This window comes from Mesorhizobium sp. M0340 (genome assembly GCF_040321535.1).
Classification (GTDB): domain Bacteria; phylum Pseudomonadota; class Alphaproteobacteria; order Rhizobiales; family Rhizobiaceae; genus Mesorhizobium.
In genome coordinates this window covers 90,634-107,899 of record NZ_JAMYRR010000011.1, presented here as the reverse complement: position 1 = coordinate 107,899, position 17,266 = coordinate 90,634, and the positions used below count along the sequence as shown (strand labels likewise).

General features: G+C 61.8%; 13 protein-coding genes. 6 read left to right on the top strand and 7 right to left on the bottom strand.

Translation table 11 applies throughout. The features are described from left to right. Positions 1-7: 7 nt before the first annotated feature. From NKI79_RS17600 to NKI79_RS17585, 4 genes are all read right to left on the bottom strand, one after another. The gene (locus NKI79_RS17600) at positions 8-1,141 is read right to left on the bottom strand and encodes an ABC transporter permease (RefSeq protein WP_254819490.1); all 1,134 of its coding nucleotides are present in this window, start codon (positions 1,139-1,141) and stop codon (positions 8-10) included. A 1-nt stretch (position 1,142) separates the two neighbouring features. Next, positions 1,143-2,150, bottom strand: coding sequence for an ABC transporter permease (locus NKI79_RS17595; RefSeq protein WP_352803084.1), 1,008 nt, complete (start codon positions 2,148-2,150; stop codon positions 1,143-1,145). Between the two features lie 104 nt (positions 2,151-2,254). Next, positions 2,255-4,339, bottom strand: coding sequence for an ABC transporter substrate-binding protein (locus NKI79_RS17590; protein WP_352803082.1), 2,085 nt, complete (start codon positions 4,337-4,339; stop codon positions 2,255-2,257). A gap of 125 nt (positions 4,340-4,464) precedes the next feature. After that, complete coding sequence (locus NKI79_RS17585) at positions 4,465-5,931, bottom strand: alpha-glucosidase/alpha-galactosidase (protein ID WP_352803079.1); 1,467 nt, start codon at positions 5,929-5,931, stop codon at positions 4,465-4,467. Positions 5,932-6,208: 277 nt separating this feature from the next. On the opposite strand from NKI79_RS17585, the gene NKI79_RS17580 reads away from it, so the two are divergent. The 5 genes from NKI79_RS17580 to NKI79_RS17560 all read left to right on the top strand — a co-directional run bounded on the left by NKI79_RS17580 (position 6,209) and on the right by NKI79_RS17560 (position 11,339). Beyond that, positions 6,209-7,006, top strand: coding sequence for an AraC family transcriptional regulator (locus NKI79_RS17580; protein ID WP_352475745.1), 798 nt, complete (start codon positions 6,209-6,211; stop codon positions 7,004-7,006). Positions 7,007-7,501: 495 nt separating this feature from the next. Then, positions 7,502-7,939, top strand: coding sequence for a CBS domain-containing protein (locus tag NKI79_RS17575; protein WP_352803078.1), 438 nt, complete (start codon positions 7,502-7,504; stop codon positions 7,937-7,939). Positions 7,940-8,052: 113 nt separating this feature from the next. Continuing rightward, entirely contained in the window at positions 8,053-8,979 is a 927-nt protein-coding gene (locus NKI79_RS17570) for an NADP-dependent oxidoreductase (RefSeq protein WP_352803075.1), read from the top strand. Positions 8,980-9,339: 360 nt separating this feature from the next. Next, positions 9,340-11,031: an FAD-dependent oxidoreductase gene (locus NKI79_RS17565; RefSeq protein WP_352803073.1), complete on the top strand. Its 1,692-nt coding sequence runs from the start codon at positions 9,340-9,342 to the stop codon at positions 11,029-11,031. After that, on the top strand, positions 11,028-11,339 hold the full coding sequence (locus NKI79_RS17560) for a UBP-type zinc finger domain-containing protein (RefSeq protein ID WP_036238601.1): 312 nt from the start codon (positions 11,028-11,030) through the stop codon (positions 11,337-11,339). Before NKI79_RS17565 ends, NKI79_RS17560 begins: the two co-directional genes overlap by 4 nt. Before the next feature lie 112 nt (positions 11,340-11,451). Here the strand turns inward: NKI79_RS17560 and NKI79_RS17555 are convergent, their stop codons facing one another. The 3 genes from NKI79_RS17555 to NKI79_RS17545 all read right to left on the bottom strand — a co-directional run bounded on the left by NKI79_RS17555 (position 11,452) and on the right by NKI79_RS17545 (position 15,779). After that, positions 11,452-12,621, bottom strand: a complete 1,170-nt coding sequence (locus NKI79_RS17555; protein WP_352803070.1) for a GNAT family N-acetyltransferase — start codon at positions 12,619-12,621, stop codon at positions 11,452-11,454. Beyond that, positions 12,618-13,613 carry a sterol desaturase family protein gene (locus NKI79_RS17550; protein WP_352803068.1) on the bottom strand — a complete coding sequence of 332 codons (996 nt, stop codon included), beginning with the start codon at positions 13,611-13,613 and terminating at the stop codon, positions 12,618-12,620. The genes NKI79_RS17555 and NKI79_RS17550 overlap by 4 nt, the downstream gene beginning before the upstream one ends. A 237-nt stretch (positions 13,614-13,850) precedes the next feature. Next, complete coding sequence (locus NKI79_RS17545) at positions 13,851-15,779, bottom strand: heparinase II/III family protein (protein WP_352803065.1); 1,929 nt, start codon at positions 15,777-15,779, stop codon at positions 13,851-13,853. Between the two features lie 116 nt (positions 15,780-15,895). On the opposite strand from NKI79_RS17545, the gene NKI79_RS17540 reads away from it, so the two are divergent. Then, positions 15,896-17,137 carry a glycoside hydrolase family 5 protein gene (locus NKI79_RS17540; protein ID WP_352803062.1) on the top strand — a complete coding sequence of 414 codons (1,242 nt, stop codon included), beginning with the start codon at positions 15,896-15,898 and terminating at the stop codon, positions 17,135-17,137. Positions 17,138-17,266: the final 129 nt, after the last annotated feature.

Here is a 17,266-nt window from a genome sequence, read left to right as displayed (position 1 = left end):
GTCACGCTCAATACGGATCGACCGCATCGCGCAATCCATCGCCAAGCGCGTTGAACGCGAAGACGGTGATAAGCACGAAGCCGACCGGCGAGAGGATCCAGGGATAGGTGCCGATGACCGAATAGGTCGCGGTGTCCTGCAGCATCAGGCCCCAGGAGATCAGCGGCGGCTTCACCGCGAAGCCGAGAAAACCGAGGAAGGATTCGAGCAGGACGACGCTGGGGATTGCCAACGTGACCGCAACGATGACGTGGCTCATCACGTTTGGAAAAATGTGCTGCATGATGATGCGGCCGTCGGTGGCCCCGACCGCCATCGCCGCACGGACGTAGTCGATCCGCGCCAGTGCCAGGGTCTTGCCGCGCACCTCGCGCGACATCTGCGCCCAGCCGAGCGCCGACATGACGACGATCACGAAGGCCAGGAAGACATTCGTCGGCGCCGTCACCGGAACAAGCGACGTCAGCGCCAGATAAAGCGGCAATTGCGGAAATGCGAGCACCAGTTCGACGAAGCGCTGGACCCAGACATCGAATGTGCCGCCGAAATAGCCCGACACCATGCCGACCGTCGTGCCGATCACGGTGACGATGAAGACCACGGTCAATGCGATCATCAACGAGATGCGCGAACCATAGATCGCACGAGCCAGCACATCGCGGCCGAATTTGTCGGTGCCAAGGAAATGCACCGGCTGGCCGTCGGTCGAGCCGAAGAAGTGCCGGTTCGCGGGAAGCAGGCCGAGCAGTTTGTACTCCGCGCCCTTGACGAAGAAGCCGAGCAGCCGCGGATGGTCGTAGTCCGGCCCGACGACGGGTTGGAAGGTAACCGGGTCGAGGTCTTCCGAATCCGCCAGGGCATAGACGCGTGGCTGGAAGACGAAGTTGCCATCCTTGTCATGGAAGCTCATCATCTGCGGCGGGGCAAAGCCGACATCGGTCACCTTGGGATCCATCGGTGCGAAGAAGTCGGCGAACACCGCCAGCAGCACCAGAAACGCGACCAGGATGAGCCCGGCCATGCCGGTCCAGGACCGTTTCAGGCGGCGCCAGACGAGCGCGATGTAGCTCTCATTGCCGCGCGGCTTGATCTTGGCCGATTCCTCGGCAAGCGGCGGCAGCGAGGGCTCGAAGGCAAGCATCTCAGGACCCTGCATATTGGCGCACACGCGGGTCGAGCATAACGAGCAGCATGTCGGCGATGATGTTGCCAACGATCAGCGTCGCCGACAGCACCATCATGAAGGTCGCCGTGACATAGACGTCGCCAACCGCCATCGAGCCGACGATCGCCGGGCCAACGGTCGGCAGGGCAAAGATGATCGCAGTCTCGATCTCGCCGGTCAGCATATAGGGCAGCACCACGCCCTGATACATAACCAGCGGATGCAGCGCATTGGGCACCGCATGGCGCATGACGACCGCACCGCCGCTGAGGCCCTTGGCGCGAGCGGTCTCGACATATTGCGCGTTCAGCGTGTCGAGCAGATTGCTGCGCATCACCCGCATGTTGTAGGCGAGCCCGCCGAAGGTCGCGATGGCGACAACCGGCCAGACATGCCGGACGAGATCGACGAACTTCGCCCAGGACCACGGCGCCCCGCCAAATTGCGGCGAAAAGAAGCTGCCGATCTCGGAGACGTTAAACTGGAAGACCAGCAGATAGACGATGATCAGCGCCATCAGGAAGCGCGGTACCGTCATTCCGAGGAAGGAAATCGCTGACAGCGTACTGTCGATCCAGCTGTACTGCCTGGTCGCCGCCCAGATACCAAAGCCGATGCCCAGCACCGATGCCAACAGGTGGCAGACAAGCGCAAGCAGCAGCGTGCGCGGCAGCCGCTCGCCTACCACGTCGGCGACGGGCTTGTTGTAATACAGGCTGTGGCCGAAATCACCGCGGGTGATGATGCCGCCGATCCAGTTCAGGTATTGGAGCGGAACCGGCTTATCGAGGCCGTGCTCCACGCTGTAAGCCTTCGCCTGAGCATCCGCCTCGGCAAAGGAGGCTCCACCCTGGTTGATGAGCTGCAAGCGGATATAGTCGGCATAGTTACCCGGCGGTGCCTGGATGATCGCGAAGGTAACCACGCTCAAAATGGCGAGAACCGGTATTGCGGATGCTATGCGCATAAGCAGAAATCGCAGCATCGACCGTTTGCTCCTCGCTCAGATTCTCAGTTATCCCTCACCGCTGGCTTTGTCCCGGCCGCGCCAGCAGCGCGGCCGGGAATTTTCAAGTCAGGGGAGGAAACTCAGTTCGTCGGACCCTTGTCCCCGGGCTTTCCGGGAAGCTGTTCGGGAAACAGCTCATATTTCTGCTGCTTGTCGGCGGCCACCCAGACCCGCTCGCGGACGATCGAGTCCTCGGCCCAGTTGAACATGAAGATTGGCGTTCCCTGCGGGATATTGGAGAAACGTTTGTTGATGATCAGCGCGCCGGGATATTCGGTGAGCCCGACGGTATAGACGTGTTCCGTCGAGATCTTCTGGAACTGCTTCATCAGGCTGGCGCGCTGGTCATTGTCCTGCGCCGAGACGAACTTGTTGACGATATCGACAAGGTCCTTCTCGAAGGGCATCAGATCTACCTGGCCGTTTTCCGGAGCGCGGTGGTTCCAGCTGGTGCGCGGGCCGACCGGCGCCAGTTGCTCGGTGTTCTGCACGACCGAGGTGAGTTCCGTTTCGTTGCGCCTTATCAGCCAGTCGAAGCGACCGGAGTAATTGGCCTGATCGCGCTGGGTACCGTTCAACCCGTTCAGGACAACGCGAATACCTAACTTCTCCATCTGACCGACGACGCCCTCCGCGAGGCTCTTGTCGGTGGTGTAATCGTTGTTGACGAGCATCACGATCTCGACATTCTTGCCGCCGGCGGTGCCGGCAGGAAAATTGACGAAGCCGTCGCCGTCCGTGTCCTTTAGGCCTGCCTTGGCGAGTTCCGCCTTGGCGCCTTCGAGATCGAAGGGGTAGTAGACCGTCGACTTCCGGTCGTAGAAGCTCGTGCCCGAGGAGAAGCCGCCGGGATAGATGGCAGTGAACGGACCCTTGACCAGCGAGTCGCCGAGCGCCTTGCGGTCGAGCGCCATGGTGACGCCCTTGCGGAAATCCTCGTTGCGGTTCAGCTCGCGTATCGCCTGCCCGCGCTCGTCGGGGTTACCCCAGCCATTGGCTGAGAAATTCATGCGCAGATTATAGCCGATCAGCCGCGGACCGAAGGCAAGCCGTGCCGGCGCGTCCTTTTGTGCCGCGCGCTTCAGCGAGGCGACGAAGTTCTCCGGCTGCTCCAGATTGGAGAAGTCGCCCGCCCCGGAGACCGCCTGAACGTCGCGGTCGGCCCAGGTCGACAATTTGTAGTGCAACTCGTTGAGATACGGCAGCTGGTTGCCCTTCTCGTCGACCTTCCAATAGTACGGATTGCGACGCATGACGATGATGTCGTCGGGGCGGTATGCCACCGGCACCCAGGCACCCATCACCGGCATGTTCATATATTCCGGCGGGAAGGCGTTCTTGAACTGCTCGTAGGTGTTCTTCGAATATTTCGGATGCTGGGGCTTGAGGATATGCGACGGGCCCGGACAGAAGGTGCCGTAAGCCATGGCGTAAAGGTATTGTTTCGGAAAGGCGTCCTTGAACGTCCACTCGACGGTGTAGTCGTCGATTTTCTTCAACGTCGTGCCGACGCCGAAGGTCTCCTGCGTGGCACCGTTCAGCGGCGACACATTAGGATCGATCACCTCGTCGTCCCAGTAGAACATCACATCGTCGGCGTTGAACGGAACGCCGTCCGACCATTTCGCGCCCTCGACCAGATGCATCGTCAGCGTGTGGCCGTCCTTGGACCAGTCCCAGTTCCTGGCGAGGTTCGGCAGCGGCTCCGTGTCCTTGGCCTCGACCTGGAACAGCGGCGCGGTGCGCGTCAGGCATTCGGAAAGGCCGATGTCGATGCCGCCCCAGCCCTGCGTCTGGCCGGCGCCATAGTTCCAGCCCTCCGGCCGGCCGCCGATGACATGACGCATCGTATCACCGTAGACACCGACGCCGTCCGGCATATTGCCGGTCTTGAAGACCAGCGGCTCCTTCGGTAACCGGTCCTTGACCGGCGGCAGCTTGCCTGCCTTGACGTATTTGTCGGTGACCCAATCGGGTTCGTGGTATTCCGGAAGTGCCTTGAACTCCAGGATGGAGTCGCGCGCGACGTACTTGATCTTTCCCTCGGCCGGAAATTGCGCGGGCACCGGCGGCACAGTCGGCTCGGATGCATACGCGTTCAGGGCCGAGGCCGAGACGCTAAGCGCCAGCCCGGCGAGAATGCCAATGTTTCGGAAATTCCTCATCGTCTCTCCTCCCTGTTGTTCAGGAGCGCGTTGACGCCGCTCCATTTCTCCTCGAACGAATGTACTTCCGGGTGCGGTGCCGAAAATTCCTCCCGAAAGCTTGCCGCGATCCGTCCTGGCGAAATTCAGACGGCCTGCTTGAGAGCCGTTTTTTCCGCACGTAGTTCCTCGATCGAACGGACGTCGCGCCGTGCCGCTCCGGCCCATTCACGGGTCTTGATCCTGGATTTCGAAAGCCGCTCCTTCGCGGCCGGCACCGCATCGGCATATTGAGGCAGCCAGCGGGCCTGGGCGACGACCATTTCGTCCACCATTTGCCAAACCTCTTCCGGCGTCGAAACCGCGCCGACCAGCGGATCGTGCAGGACGGCGAGCTTCAGTAGGTCGATATCGCCGGAGATCGCCGCATGAACCGACATGCGCTGGACGTTGATCGAGGAAGTGCAAGTGGCGGCGCAGGCCTCCGGCAGCGTGATGCCTGCAGCCATGTTGATGCCGAAGCGATCGACGAAGCCGGGCGACTCGATGATGGCGTCTTGCGGCAGGTTGGTGACGACGCCGTTGTTCTTGACGTTGAAGTGGCCGCGATAAACGCGGTTCGTCTCCAGCGCTTCGAGAATGTGGCTGGCATGCTCGTTGGAGCGCTTGGCGGGGTCTATCGGCCTGGCGGCGGATTCCAGAAATTGCGGGAACTCCGTTTCGAACCAGTTGCGTGTTTCGGTCGAATAACGAAGGTAGCCGCCGGTCTCGCCGTGGATCCAGTCGGACATGTCGATCCAGCGGGTGATTTCGTCCGGCCGCTTACGATACCAGGGCAGGTATTCGGAAAGATGGCCGTTGCTTTCGGTCGAATAGACGCCGAAGCGCTTCAGGACATCGATGCGCAGCTTTTCCTGCTGCGAATAGACCGGATGCGCCTCGAAGGCGGCAACCAGCTCGTCTTTACCGATCTTGCGGCCGTTGAGACGCAGGTCGATGAACCAGGTCTGATGGTTGATGCCGGAGCAGATGTAATCGAGCTCGGTGCGCGACTTGGCGCCGAGCACTTCGGCGATCTGGTCGGCGCCATGCTGGACGCCATGGCAAAGGCCGACGGTATCGACCTTGCCATATTCGATCGCCGCCCAGGTGTTCATGGCCATCGGATTGGCGTAGTTCAGGAATTTCGCCCCAGGCTCGGCGACTTCGAGGATATCCTTGCAGAAATCGAGGATTACCGGAATGTTGCGCTGGCCATAGAGGATGCCGCCGGCGCAGATCGTGTCGCCGACGCACTGGTCGATGCCATACTTCAAGGGAATGCGGATGTCGTCCGCATAGGCTTCGAGACCGCCGACGCGAACGCAGCTGATAATGTAGCGGGCACCCTCGAGGGCGGCACGGCGGTCGGTCGTTGCCGTAACCTTGGTCGGCAGCTTGTTGAATTCGACGACCCTGTCGAGGATCGACTTGATCATCTGGAGGTTGCGTTCGCTGAGATCGGTCAATGCGAATTCGACATCCCTGAATTCAGGAACGCACAAAATGTCGGTGAAGAGCTTCTTGGTGAACCCGACGCTTCCCGCACCGATGATAGCGATCTTGAAACTCATCAGCCTCACCTCGACCTGATCGAACGCTAGGGCAAAGGCGGCGAAAAGAGGCCTGGCCCGCCTGCCACATTATGCAGGCTGGAATCCGGCACTTCCTCCTATCCGCTCGTTGACCGCAGTTTCTTTTGCTTTTCTCGAGGGATTATGCGCCTTATTCGGCACGCGACCAGAGAAGGATTATGCTTTTAGGGGTAATTTTGTGCTGCGGAACTTGATCGACATCGGGCCGGCGGGCAGGACGGTATCGCTGCCGCGCGGGCGCCAGCGTCTACACACAATGCCGACAAGCACCGGCTATGAAGTGCGCGAGAACGAGGTCTACGACTGGGATGGGCGCAAGCGCGGCCAGACGCCGTTTACCGTGCTCCAGCATACGATCAGCGGCACCGGCCGATTGCGCTACGAGAACCGGAACTACCGCCTGCAAAAGGGCGACACTTTGCTGGTTCTCGTGCCGCACAACCACCGTTACTGGCTGGCTAAGGGCGAACGCTGGGAGTTCTTCTGGATATCGATGAACGGCGAGGAGGCACTGCGCATCCACAAGTCGATCCTTGCCGCCGTCGGTCCGGTGCTGCGGCTGCAGCCCTCGACGATCGATCATCTCGCGGATTGCAGCGTACGCCTGATCACGGGCGCGGTCTCGCCGGGAGCCGCCTCGGCCGTCGCCTATGAAGCCGCCATGGCGCTCTACGACGATGTCTTCGGCTCGCATGCCGTCACCGACGACAAGAGCGCCATGCAGCCGGTCATCGACCACATCAGGGCCAATCTCGACAGGCCGCTCCGCGTTGCCGATCTCGCCGAGATCAGCGGCCTGAGCCGCGCGCATTTCTCGCGCTGCTTCGCCGAGAGCGAGGGGCTTCCGCCCGCCGAATTCGTGCTGCAGCAGCGACTGCAGCGCGCGGCGAAGTTGCTGACGAAGGCCGATTTCCTGCCGGTCAAGGAGGTCGCCATCATGTGCGGCTTCGAGGATGCCAATTATTTTTCCAAGGTCTTCCGCCGCCTCTACGGCATCAACCCGACTCAGTTCCGCACCAACGGAATGTATGCCAGCCTGGGAACCGCCCGATAGATTGGCCCCGCTTGGCATCAGGTGAGGGAACGCTTTTGCTTCCCCTCGGTTTAGGACAAGAGAGCCCGCTCGCCGCTGCCGCACTCCGCTCTGGCGGAGATCAGGCCACAGATGTCAGGGGAGTGATCGATGAACAACCCCGATCCGAACAACCCGAATCCACTGCCGGACAATCCCAATCCGGAGCCGGCCCGGCCGCCTGCCCCGCCGGAGACTCCGCCGGGAGAACCTCCAGGCGTACCCCCGCCCTCGCCGGATCCAATTCCGACGCCGGACCAGGAGCCACTTGGAGTTCCTCCTGGCACGCCTTCCGAAATTCCTTCGGAGCCGACCTTTCCCGGGCCGACCGCCTGAAGGCGGTCGGAGTGGAGGATGGCAAGGGTGATTTGGCGGAGCGCTCGAAACGGGTCTTGCCATGGAACGTTTTGCGCTGGCGCTCATTCACCCTTCCATCACGAAATTCGGCGGCGGGCCCTGCAACCAACGGAGGTTAAAATGAAAGTTGGCAACTGCATGACAAAGGACGTCGAGATCGCCAGTCCGCAGCAAACCCTGCGCGATGCGGCAGAAATGATGGGTCGCCTCGACGCCGGCGCGATGCCGGTGGGCGAGAACGATCGGCTTGTCGGCATGGTAACCGATCGCGACATCGCAATCCGCGGCGTCGCCCAAGGCAAGACACCTGACGCCAAGGTACGGGAAGTGATGAGCACCGAGGTCAGGTATTGCTTCGAAGACGAAGACGCGGAGGATGTTCTGCGCAACATGGCTGACCTGAAAGTGCGCCGCTTGCCAGTGCTAAACCGTGACAAGCGCCTGGTCGGCATCGTTTCGCTGGGTGACCTCGCCACCAACAGCGAGACCACGACAGCAGGTGAAGCGCTGAGCGGCATCTCGCAACCCGGCGGCGAGCATTCGCAAACGATACACTGACGGCGCGCCACCGGCCGGCCTTTGCCACGACCGAACCGCCGGCTTGATAGACGCCGGTCTGCCGGCGAAACAGTTCAGAGGCGAATTGGACTCAACCCGACGAGGAGCAAGCCATGATTACTATGAAGGCCGTCCGTATCCACGATTTTGGTGGACCGGAGGTTCTTTCGCTGGACGCGGTTCCGTTGCCTCAGCCCCATGACGACGAGGTCACGCTCAAGGTCTACGCGGCAAGCGTCAATCCCGTCGACTACAAGGTTCGCGAGGGCTCTTCGGGCGCGGATCTGCCCGTCACGCTCGGCCGCGACGTGTCCGGCGTGGTGGAACTGTGCGGCACGCGAGCCCATACGCTGAAGAAGGGCGATCCGCTATATGCCATGCTCGGCAACGACCGCGGCGGCAACGCCGAATATGTCGTCGTCAAGGCAACGGAGGCGGCGGCGAAGCCGCAACGCTTAAGCCACGCCGAAGCCGCCGCGGTGCCACTTGCGGGCCTTACCGCGTGGCAAGGCCTTTTCGATCACGGCGGCCTCAAATCCGGGCAGCGGGTCCTTATCCATGGCGGCGCCGGCGGCGTCGGTCATCTGGCGGTGCAGTTCGCAAAGGCCGCGGGCGCGTTTGTCGCGACGACCGTGTCCGCGCAGGATTTCGATTTCATCCGCGCGCTTGGCGCCGACCAGGCGGTCGACTACAAGAACCAGCGCTTCGAGGAGGTTGTCGAGGACGTTGACCTCGTCTTCGACCTGGTAGCGGGTGAAACACAGGACCGCTCGTGGGACGTGCTCAAACCCGGCGGGACGCTCGTCTCAACGCTTTCCGAACCGTCGGCGGAGAAGGCCCGCCTGCATCGGGCTCGCGGCGTTTCCTATTTGACCAAGCCTAACGCGGCGCAGCTTGCCGAGATCAGCCGCCTCATCGACGCCGGGAAGGTCAGGCCATTCGTGCAGGCAATCTATCCTCTTGAGGAAGTCGCCAGGGCCGAGGAACAGCTCGAGAAGCAGCACACGCGCGGCAAGATTGTGCTTCAGGTAGCTGCCTGAGCACTCGCCGAACAACAGGCCGCAGGCGAGTTTGCGGAGCGCTCGGACACAGGCCGTTTTCTGCCGTCCAGAAGCCCGGCGGCCGAGAGTTTGACACAGGACGGCCCGCCGGGCCTGGCCGGCTTAGGCAGATGCCGGTTGAAGCAGCATGCGCCGGGTTTGCCGGGATGCGCAAATCAAACAAATCAAGGAGATGCAACGGATTGTGAGGCACGTCACGACGACACCGTCGCACGGCCGCCGTCAGTTAACTGCGAAGCGAAGGGCACAGCGTTTACCGACAGGCGGGCTAGGTTCCTACCGGCCGCAAGCCGCAAAAAACCGCTTCAAACTGTCGGAAACCGGCGATAGGTTCGAACCATGTCTCAACCCGCCAATCCGATCTCCATTGCCCGTCGCGATCAGATGTTTCCAGCGCTGGCTGAGGCGGACCTGGACCGCATCGGCCGTTTCGGCGAAGCCGTGTCCTATGCCGCAGGCGAACAGATCGTTAAAGCCGGCGAGCTGGCGCCCGGTCTGATCGTGGTCCTGTCCGGCAAGGTGGATATCATCCAGGGGGGCAGCTTCGGCCGGCGCGAAACAATCGTCACGCACGGTGCAGGCAATTTCGTCGGCGAGTTGGCGCAGCTTTCAGCCCGGCCCTCACTGGTGGATGTGGAGGCGATCGAGCCGGTCGAGGCGCTCGTCATCCCCTCGCAAAGGCTGAGGGACCTGATGGTGCAGGAAGCAAACCTCGGCGAGCGCATCATGCGGGCGCTGATCCTGCGCCGTGTCGGCCTGCTCGAGAGCGGCACAGCCGGCCCGATCATTGTCGGACCGGTCGACAGCGGCGACGTATTGCAGCTGCAAGGTTTTCTGGCTCGCAGCGGTCAGCCGCATCGCGTTCTCGATTCGGCTGCCGATCCCTGCGCCAGGACCCTGATCGAACGCTTCCATGTCGATATCCACCATTTGCCGATCGTGCTTTGTCCAAACGGCAAGCTGCTGCTCAACCCCGGAGAGAACGAGCTTGCCCGCTGCATCGGCCTGGTGAGGCCGATCGACGCCGGCAAGCTGTACGACGTGGCCATTGTCGGCGCCGGACCGGCCGGCCTCGCTGCGGCCGTCTACGCGGCTTCCGAAGGGTTGTCGACGATCGTGCTCGATTGCCGTGCCTTCGGCGGACAGGCGGGTGCCTCCTCGCGCATCGAGAACTACCTCGGTTTTCCGACCGGCATTTCGGGAATGGCGCTGATGGCGCGCGCTTACAACCAGGCGCAGAAATTCGGCGTCGAGATGGTGATACCGGACGAGGCGAAGCTGCTGGGCAGCGCAAGCGACAGGTCCGGTGCCCACTACACGCTCGCCGTCGGCGGCGGGGAGACCGTGCGGGCACGGTCGGTGGTGATCGCCAGCGGAGCGCGCTATCGCCGCCTCGACATGGCAAACCTGGCGCAATTCGAGGGAACCTCCGTGCATTACTGGGCTTCGCCGATCGAAGCGCGGCTTTGCGCCGGGCAAGAGGTAGCCCTGGTCGGCGCCGGCAATTCGGCTGGACAGGCTGCTGTCTATTTGGCGGCGCATGTGAAGAAGGTATGGCTGCTGGCGCGCGGCAGCAGCCTGGATGCGAGCATGTCGCGCTATCTGGTGGAGCGCGTCAGCGCACAGCAGAACATCGAAGTGCTGGCTGAGACGCAGATCACGGCGCTGGAAGGCGCCGACGGCAATCTTGGCAAAGTGCGCTGGCGCAACCGCGACACCGAGACAACACGTCCGATCCGCCACCTCTTCCTGTTCATCGGCGCCGATCCGAACACCGACTGGCTGGCGCAATGCGGCGTGGCGTTGGACACGAAGGGTTTCGTTCGCACCGGGCCTGACATTGGCCAGAAACGTGGTGCACTGGAGACGAACCGCGGCGGCGTGTTCGCCATCGGCGACGTGCGCTCCGGCTCGATCAAGCGCGTCGCCGATGCCGTCGGCGAAGGCGCCCAGGTGGTTGCGGCGCTGCATGCATATCTCGCGCGAAACGGCAGCCTAGCCGTGGCGCCACAATTGGTCAGGAGCGTATGATGGCAGACGAATGCAGGCACGCCGGGGACATTCGCGACGTGACGCCGAGCGCGCTCGGCTGCGAGGAATGCCTGAAGAGCGGTTCGCAGTGGGTGCATCTGCGGCTCTGCCGCACATGCGGTCACGTTGGCTGCTGCGACGACTCGCCCAACCGTCATGCCACCAAGCATTTTCGGGCAACCGGCCATCCTGTCATCGAAGGCTACGATCCGCCGGAAGGCTGGGGATGGTGCTACATCGACGAAATCTTCCTCGACCTCGGCGACCGCACCACGCCGCAAAACGGACCGATACCGCGCTTCATTTGAGCTTTTTTTGCCAGCGGGCCGCTAGAGCAATTCGAGAAAAAGTGTGAACGGTTTTCGTCCGCAATTGCGTCAAAAAGGATGCAGCTGTTCGGCGTTTCCGTGAAGAACCGTTCTAGTCCAGGGCTGCTTCGGCTGGAGGGGGCGTATCACGTCCCTCTGGTGGTGCCGATGAACGCTCGCGCATTTGCCTGACGGTCTGGAGGACACGATCGGCAAGAGATGCAAGCGCACCCTGTGCCGTGCGCGTCCCGATGACGGATTCCAACGTAACCGCCTGCGTTGAGAATTTGTGTTTGAACGACTCTGCTCCACAGAGGAAATCGACCATGCTCAAGCCGTGATCGATCGACCACTGCACGTAATCCATCAACAGGATCACACCCGGCGACGCCCGGCCGAAATCCGGATCGAATGTCGTCACGAAGGCCATCATCACGTCGTGCTGGACGAAGTTGATCGACACCGCGACCATCACGCCATTGCATTCGAGGACGAAGATATGCAGCACGCCGGCGCGCGCCAACGCATCGACGAGCGCGGCGAGTACCGGCACGCCCTCTTCGAACAGGTCTGACTCACGCATGCGCTCGGTCAGCCATTTCCGCTTCAAGGCCGCGAGGCGCTCCAGTACCGGTTGCAGCGGCTCGTCGGGGGCAAGCAGGCGAAATCTCACCTCTCCGGTTTCTTCCAGCGCTTTGATGCCGCGCCGATAGTTCTGGCGCGTCTTTTTCGACTGGTCCGCGAACCATGCCGCTCCGCTTTCCCATTTTCCGGCAACGCGATAGCTGACTTCCGTTCGGTGAAAGTGACGAAGCCTGATGCCGCCGAAAGCTCCCGGCGTGAAAATTTTGCGGGCCGCCGCATCCGGCGAGAGACGACTGATCAAGGCAAGATCGAAGCCACCTGCATCGCAGAGTTGGGTCCATAGTTCCTGCAGCGCCGATAACGAGCATTCCGGGGCAACGAGAATATCTCCATAGTCGGTATAGCTGCCGGCCGCCCATTCGAGAAACCGCAGCCCCCTGCGCCTGCCGATCGCCAGCGGAACGACAGCAACGAGTTTCTCGCCCTTCCAGACCAGGCCGATCCGCAACGCGCGCTGGTCACGGTGTTGTACGGTACTCCACCATGCCGAAATCCAGGCATGGCTTTGAAAGATCAGCCCGTCGGTACGATGCCAAAGGTCCATCCAAGCGGCTTCGACCGCAGCCAGACGATCCGCCGAACGGACGATTTCCAGGCGCTCCGCGCCTAGGACGTCGATGGAAACAACAGTGTTCATGAAGGAGAACTGTCCTGTGGCTGCGCGACTACATTGGGCCGCCTGTGAAACAGTCGCATGACATGCCTTGCCATCTTCTTGAGCGGCAGGATGTAAAGCCCAAAGAGCGACTGATAATCGCGCACATCGCGATCGATCAGGCCAAATTTCAGGTCTTCATCCGGTTCCGGGACAAATTGCGTTCCGAACAGACGATCCCAGAACGAAAAAAGCAGGCCGAAATTCTTGTCATAATGACGAGGGTCGATGCTGTGATGCACCTGGTGCCAGTGCGGACACAGGATGATGTTGTTCAACGGGCCGAACGAGATCTTGAGATGCGTATGACGAACAAAGTCCATCATCAGGATGTTACGGATGACGTAGACGTTGATGCCGAAGATAGCGACCTCTACCGGATCGAGTGCGATCAGGCTCCAGATACCGAAGCAGATGCCCGGGATGACGCCATCCCACATACGGTTCATCAGATCGTCCAGCGGATGAACCCGGTCCTTGGTGATCCCCACCATCACCTCGGCCGAATGATGCACCTTGTGCAATTCCCACAGGAACGGGAAGCGGTGCTGGGCGACGTGGTAGAGGTAGTATGAAATATCATAGGCGACCAGCATGGTTGCGGTGAAGATGACGATCGTCACCGGTCCCGCCGGGCCGCCGAGAAGCGGCGCGTGAATGTTAAGGAGCCAGCCGATTGCCTCGCGTGTGCCATAGCCCACCGCGACGACGAAGGTGACGCCGGCAGGAATAAGCAGGAAAGGCATCATCGCCCGTTTCGTGATCCAGAACAGGGCGTCGGCTCGCGCCGACGGGTGCAGGATGACTTCCTGGGGGAAGGCGAAGTCGAAAAAATCCCTGAGAGACTTATGTTCGGCAGTTCGCCAGTAGGCGACCACCGCGCTGCCCAGTGCGGTGAGGAGAAGCAGGCCGAGCGTGGTCAGATTGACGTTCGAAAGCTTTTCCACAATCGCTCTGGCAAATTCGGAAAACATCGTTGCAGCGGCTCCTGGTCGTAAGAAGGCAGTCTGGGGTCGTACGAAGGCGATCTGGCGAATAGCAAAGCACAAAATTCCCGCCAAACCCGCTACGCCGCCTGCAACCAGTGGCTGTTGCGGACGCAGCGGGCAAAGCAGGCTGGATGGTGCGAGACTAGCAGATCAACGGTAACGAAACCGCTAAATGTCCAAACGTAATTAATGTCGAATACGGCTGGAACTCGCCCGGCAACTCTACGTTGGCGCCGGTTTTTGCCGTTGTGGCGGGTGAATTGGGGCAAGATGGATATGGATTCCGGCTTCGCCCACTTCACCGTGCCAGGCGAGGCGTTCGGCCTGCTGCCTGGTGCCAAAGCGCAGTGAAACCCAACCGCCCTGCCCCGGCATGTCACCGCCGGCGCCGACGTCGAGCGCAGCGTCAGGAAAGCGGATGGCCAACAGCGCCTCGTCGCCGCGTAATACCGTGACCGTATCTTCGTGCCGGTCGGCATGGAGGCCGGCGGCCAGTTGGAAGACGATCTCGGACTGACGCCCGCCGCCGAGCAGTTGGTCGGTGATGAGGATGCCATCGGCCTGGCGCGCCAAAGTGCGCTGATGCACGACGCCGAAGCGGCTTCTATAGCCATCATGCCGGGCGCTCAGCCTCCAGTGCGGTCCCGGCTCGCTCTCCACCAGCGCTGCGACTGCCTTGTGCGACCAGTTGAAATTTCCAGCGATGGTACTTTGGCTCTTGCCCTCGATGTTCAGCGTGTTGTGCGCCGGTGTGGAGCGGAACCAGTCGCGCCAGGCGCCTCCCGAGCCGTAGAGCCAGGTGCCTGGATCGACCAGCACCGGCTCACCGTCGATGCACAGGGTGAGCGACAGCGCGTCGGCATGGCCGTGCGCCGCTATCGAGAGATATCCGAGCGGTCCGTGGTCGAACGTCAGTTCGACATTGCGGCCATTCATTGCTCCGCGCCAGACTGAGAGCCCGCCTTGCGCGAATGTCTGCAAGCCGTGCACCACGGGCGCCGGACCCGACGGCGCACCAAAGAAAAGCGAACGAAAGTCGTCGGGCTCCGGCGCGTTGCCCGGCGTCCCCAGTAAGCCTTGGATGGCGGACGCGACGGATCGGATATAGTTCGGCTCGTCCCCCAGCTTCAGCACGTGGCCCTCATCGTCGTCGCCGAAGCGGGCGGCTTTCTGTGGCAGCCAGCCGACGAAATTGGCGAAGGCGCCCAGACGCGCTTCGACAGCCGAGGGAAACGGCGTTCCCGCCTGGCGTGCCGCGGCGGCGCACAGCAAGATGAGTTCGGCGCTGAAGGCTGCATAGGTCGGTGTTTGCTCGGCACCTGCGCCATCGGCAAGTATCTGCTTGTGCGTCTCATTTAGGAGGGCGCCGCGGGCGATTTCGGATCCGGCCCCGAGCGCCAGGCCGGCCAGATATTCGCCGGCCAACTCTGCGACGAGATGGTTGTTGGCGGAGGAATATCGCGACGGAAACCGCGGCAGCCAATAGGCGCTTGCCGCGAGTATCTCACCAGCTTTCCGCAGCGTCACTGGGTCAAGCTGGTCGCCGACGAGGTCCAGGGTGATGATCAGGCTGATGGCCCGCAGCGCTACTTCGATACCGGACGCCCAGCCGATGCCTCGGAACGGTGGATTGGCGGAATGCCAACTACCGATTGCCGCCTCGATGGCACTCCGGGATCGATCGTCCTCGCAGAGGAGCAGGTGTGCAGCCAGTGGCGGCAATTGCTGCAGCCGGTTGATCTCCCAGACATATTTTATATCGCCAAGGTCGCCGCCATGGCGAAAATCGATGTCGAAAGTATGAGCCTCGGGGCCAGGCCAAAGCCTGCCGGTCACCGGATCAAGACGCCAAAGCTCGGCAGGAAACAACAGTTCGGGCTCACGCTTTGGCCATGTCCGCCCGAGTGCAGAAAACCGGCCCTGAAGCATCTCTTGCGCGGCCGCCGCTATGGCTTGCCGTTGGGCGTCGGTCGCTGCCAGCACAGCATGGCGAAATCCGGGCAGCACTGGGTGCAACCGCGGCGATGGATAGCGCCCCCACCCATCATCGCGGCGGCGCGACGCGATTCTTCGACGTTGCTCCACCAGCCGGTGCAGCACCTCGGCCGGTCCCATGCTGCGCAATCGGTTGATGTACCAGCCGATTCTCATGCACGCCCCGTCAACGTTTCGGTCCTTGTATACCATGCCGTCGAAAAGCTGCGGGCCGGCAATCTTCTTTCCCGTTCGTTGCGGTTAATATCTCCGGCGACCATACGGAGAGAGCGATGCGAAAAGCGGCGTGTGTTGTTGCCTGGGTGCTCGCCTTGCTTGTGGCGGCCGACGCAGCGCCCATCCCTCTCAAACGCGGCATTGGCGTGCATCAGTGGCTCAACTGGTCGCCGGTGGAAAAAGATGGAACCTACGTTTGGCCGCCCTATCGCAGCGAAAAGGAGTGGCTTGCGGAAAGCAGGCCGCTCGCCGACTGGCCGTCCGGGGAGGTGTTTGCCCACATCCGATCGATGGGCTTCGACTTCGTCCGGCTGAGCGTCGATCCCGGCCCGCTGCTTGCCAGCGAGGGCGTCAAGCGGCAACAGGCGCTGGACATACTTGCCGCCGCCGTCGAGCGGATCACGTCGACCGGCCTCAAGGTGGTTTTCGACCTGCATGGCGTCACTCAGGTTCCCGACTACAGCATGGAGATGATCTATGGCGGCGCCGACAGCGAGGGCGTTGCCCGCTATCGTCAAATGGTTGTGGCGGTCGCCGCCATGCTGGTCAAGATAGGCACCGACAAAGTCGCCCTCGAACCTTACAACGAGCCCGCATACTACCCTTGCGATGCGAGCGGCAGCGATGACTGGCAGCGGATCATGGCAGGGACCGTCCACGACATTCGATCGGTCAGCAGTGAACTTACCATCGTTGCAACCGGCGCCTGCGGCGGCAGCATTGCCGGATTGGTCAACCTCAGCCCCGGCTTTGATGACCCAAACCTCTATTACAGCTTCCATATGTATGAGCCGCACAGCTTCACCCACCAGCGGCCCGATGACACGATCAGCTTTGCTTCGGGACTTCCCTGGCCGGCCGACAGCAGTACACCCGAAGTGGTGACCGAAACCCTTAGAGCGCGGATGGAGGCTGCCGGCTTGAGCAGGGTCGAGCAGGTCATGAACATGGCCACCGCGTGCCAAGCAATCGCGAGGTATTTCGAGCAGAACTGGGGCCAGAGCCAACTGGACGCGAGCTTTCGCCAGGCTGTCGACTGGGCTGAAGGCCATGGCATCCCCAGTCGGCGGCTCTTCATGGGCGAATTCGGCGCTATCCTCATGTCCGCGGACGGCCGCATGGGCGCCTTTGAGGCCGACCGTTCGCGCTATCTCAAGGCAGTGCGCGGAGAGGCCGAACGCTTTGCGATCCCATGGTCTGTCTGGGAGTTCTCCAATCCCTATGGGATGAGCCTCATCCTGCCCGATGGCCCCCCGGTACCCGACCCGGAGATGCTGCAGGCATTGGGCCTGCCATAGGTGCCGTCACTCGCCCTCACCAGCGAACAACCGGTGGCAACCCCTGACCGCCAGGCTCCATCGAGGATGGCCCGTGGCAGCTTTCTCCCGGTCGGGTTGTGTCGGCACGAAGTGTTTAACACATTTGTT

Excerpts from the sequence above, each read along its gene's own strand:
- NKI79_RS17600 (WP_254819490.1), bottom strand. The coding sequence starts at position 1,141 with ATGCTTGCCTTCGAGCCCTCGCTGCCGCCGCTTGCCGAGGAATCGGCC.
- NKI79_RS17595 (WP_352803084.1), bottom strand. The coding sequence starts at position 2,150 with ATGCTGCGATTTCTGCTTATGCGCATAGCATCCGCAATACCGGTTCTC.
- NKI79_RS17590 (WP_352803082.1), bottom strand. The coding sequence starts at position 4,339 with ATGAGGAATTTCCGAAACATTGGCATTCTCGCCGGGCTGGCGCTTAGC.
- NKI79_RS17585 (WP_352803079.1), bottom strand. The coding sequence starts at position 5,931 with ATGAGTTTCAAGATCGCTATCATCGGTGCGGGAAGCGTCGGGTTCACC.
- NKI79_RS17580 (WP_352475745.1), top strand. The coding sequence starts at position 6,209 with ATGCCGACAAGCACCGGCTATGAAGTGCGCGAGAACGAGGTCTACGAC.
- NKI79_RS17575 (WP_352803078.1), top strand. The coding sequence starts at position 7,502 with ATGAAAGTTGGCAACTGCATGACAAAGGACGTCGAGATCGCCAGTCCG.
- NKI79_RS17570 (WP_352803075.1), top strand. The coding sequence starts at position 8,053 with ATGATTACTATGAAGGCCGTCCGTATCCACGATTTTGGTGGACCGGAG.
- NKI79_RS17565 (WP_352803073.1), top strand. The coding sequence starts at position 9,340 with ATGTCTCAACCCGCCAATCCGATCTCCATTGCCCGTCGCGATCAGATG.
- NKI79_RS17560 (WP_036238601.1), top strand. The coding sequence starts at position 11,028 with ATGATGGCAGACGAATGCAGGCACGCCGGGGACATTCGCGACGTGACG.
- NKI79_RS17555 (WP_352803070.1), bottom strand. The coding sequence starts at position 12,621 with ATGAACACTGTTGTTTCCATCGACGTCCTAGGCGCGGAGCGCCTGGAA.
- NKI79_RS17550 (WP_352803068.1), bottom strand. The coding sequence starts at position 13,613 with ATGTTTTCCGAATTTGCCAGAGCGATTGTGGAAAAGCTTTCGAACGTC.
- NKI79_RS17545 (WP_352803065.1), bottom strand. The coding sequence starts at position 15,779 with ATGAGAATCGGCTGGTACATCAACCGATTGCGCAGCATGGGACCGGCC.
- NKI79_RS17540 (WP_352803062.1), top strand. The coding sequence starts at position 15,896 with ATGCGAAAAGCGGCGTGTGTTGTTGCCTGGGTGCTCGCCTTGCTTGTG.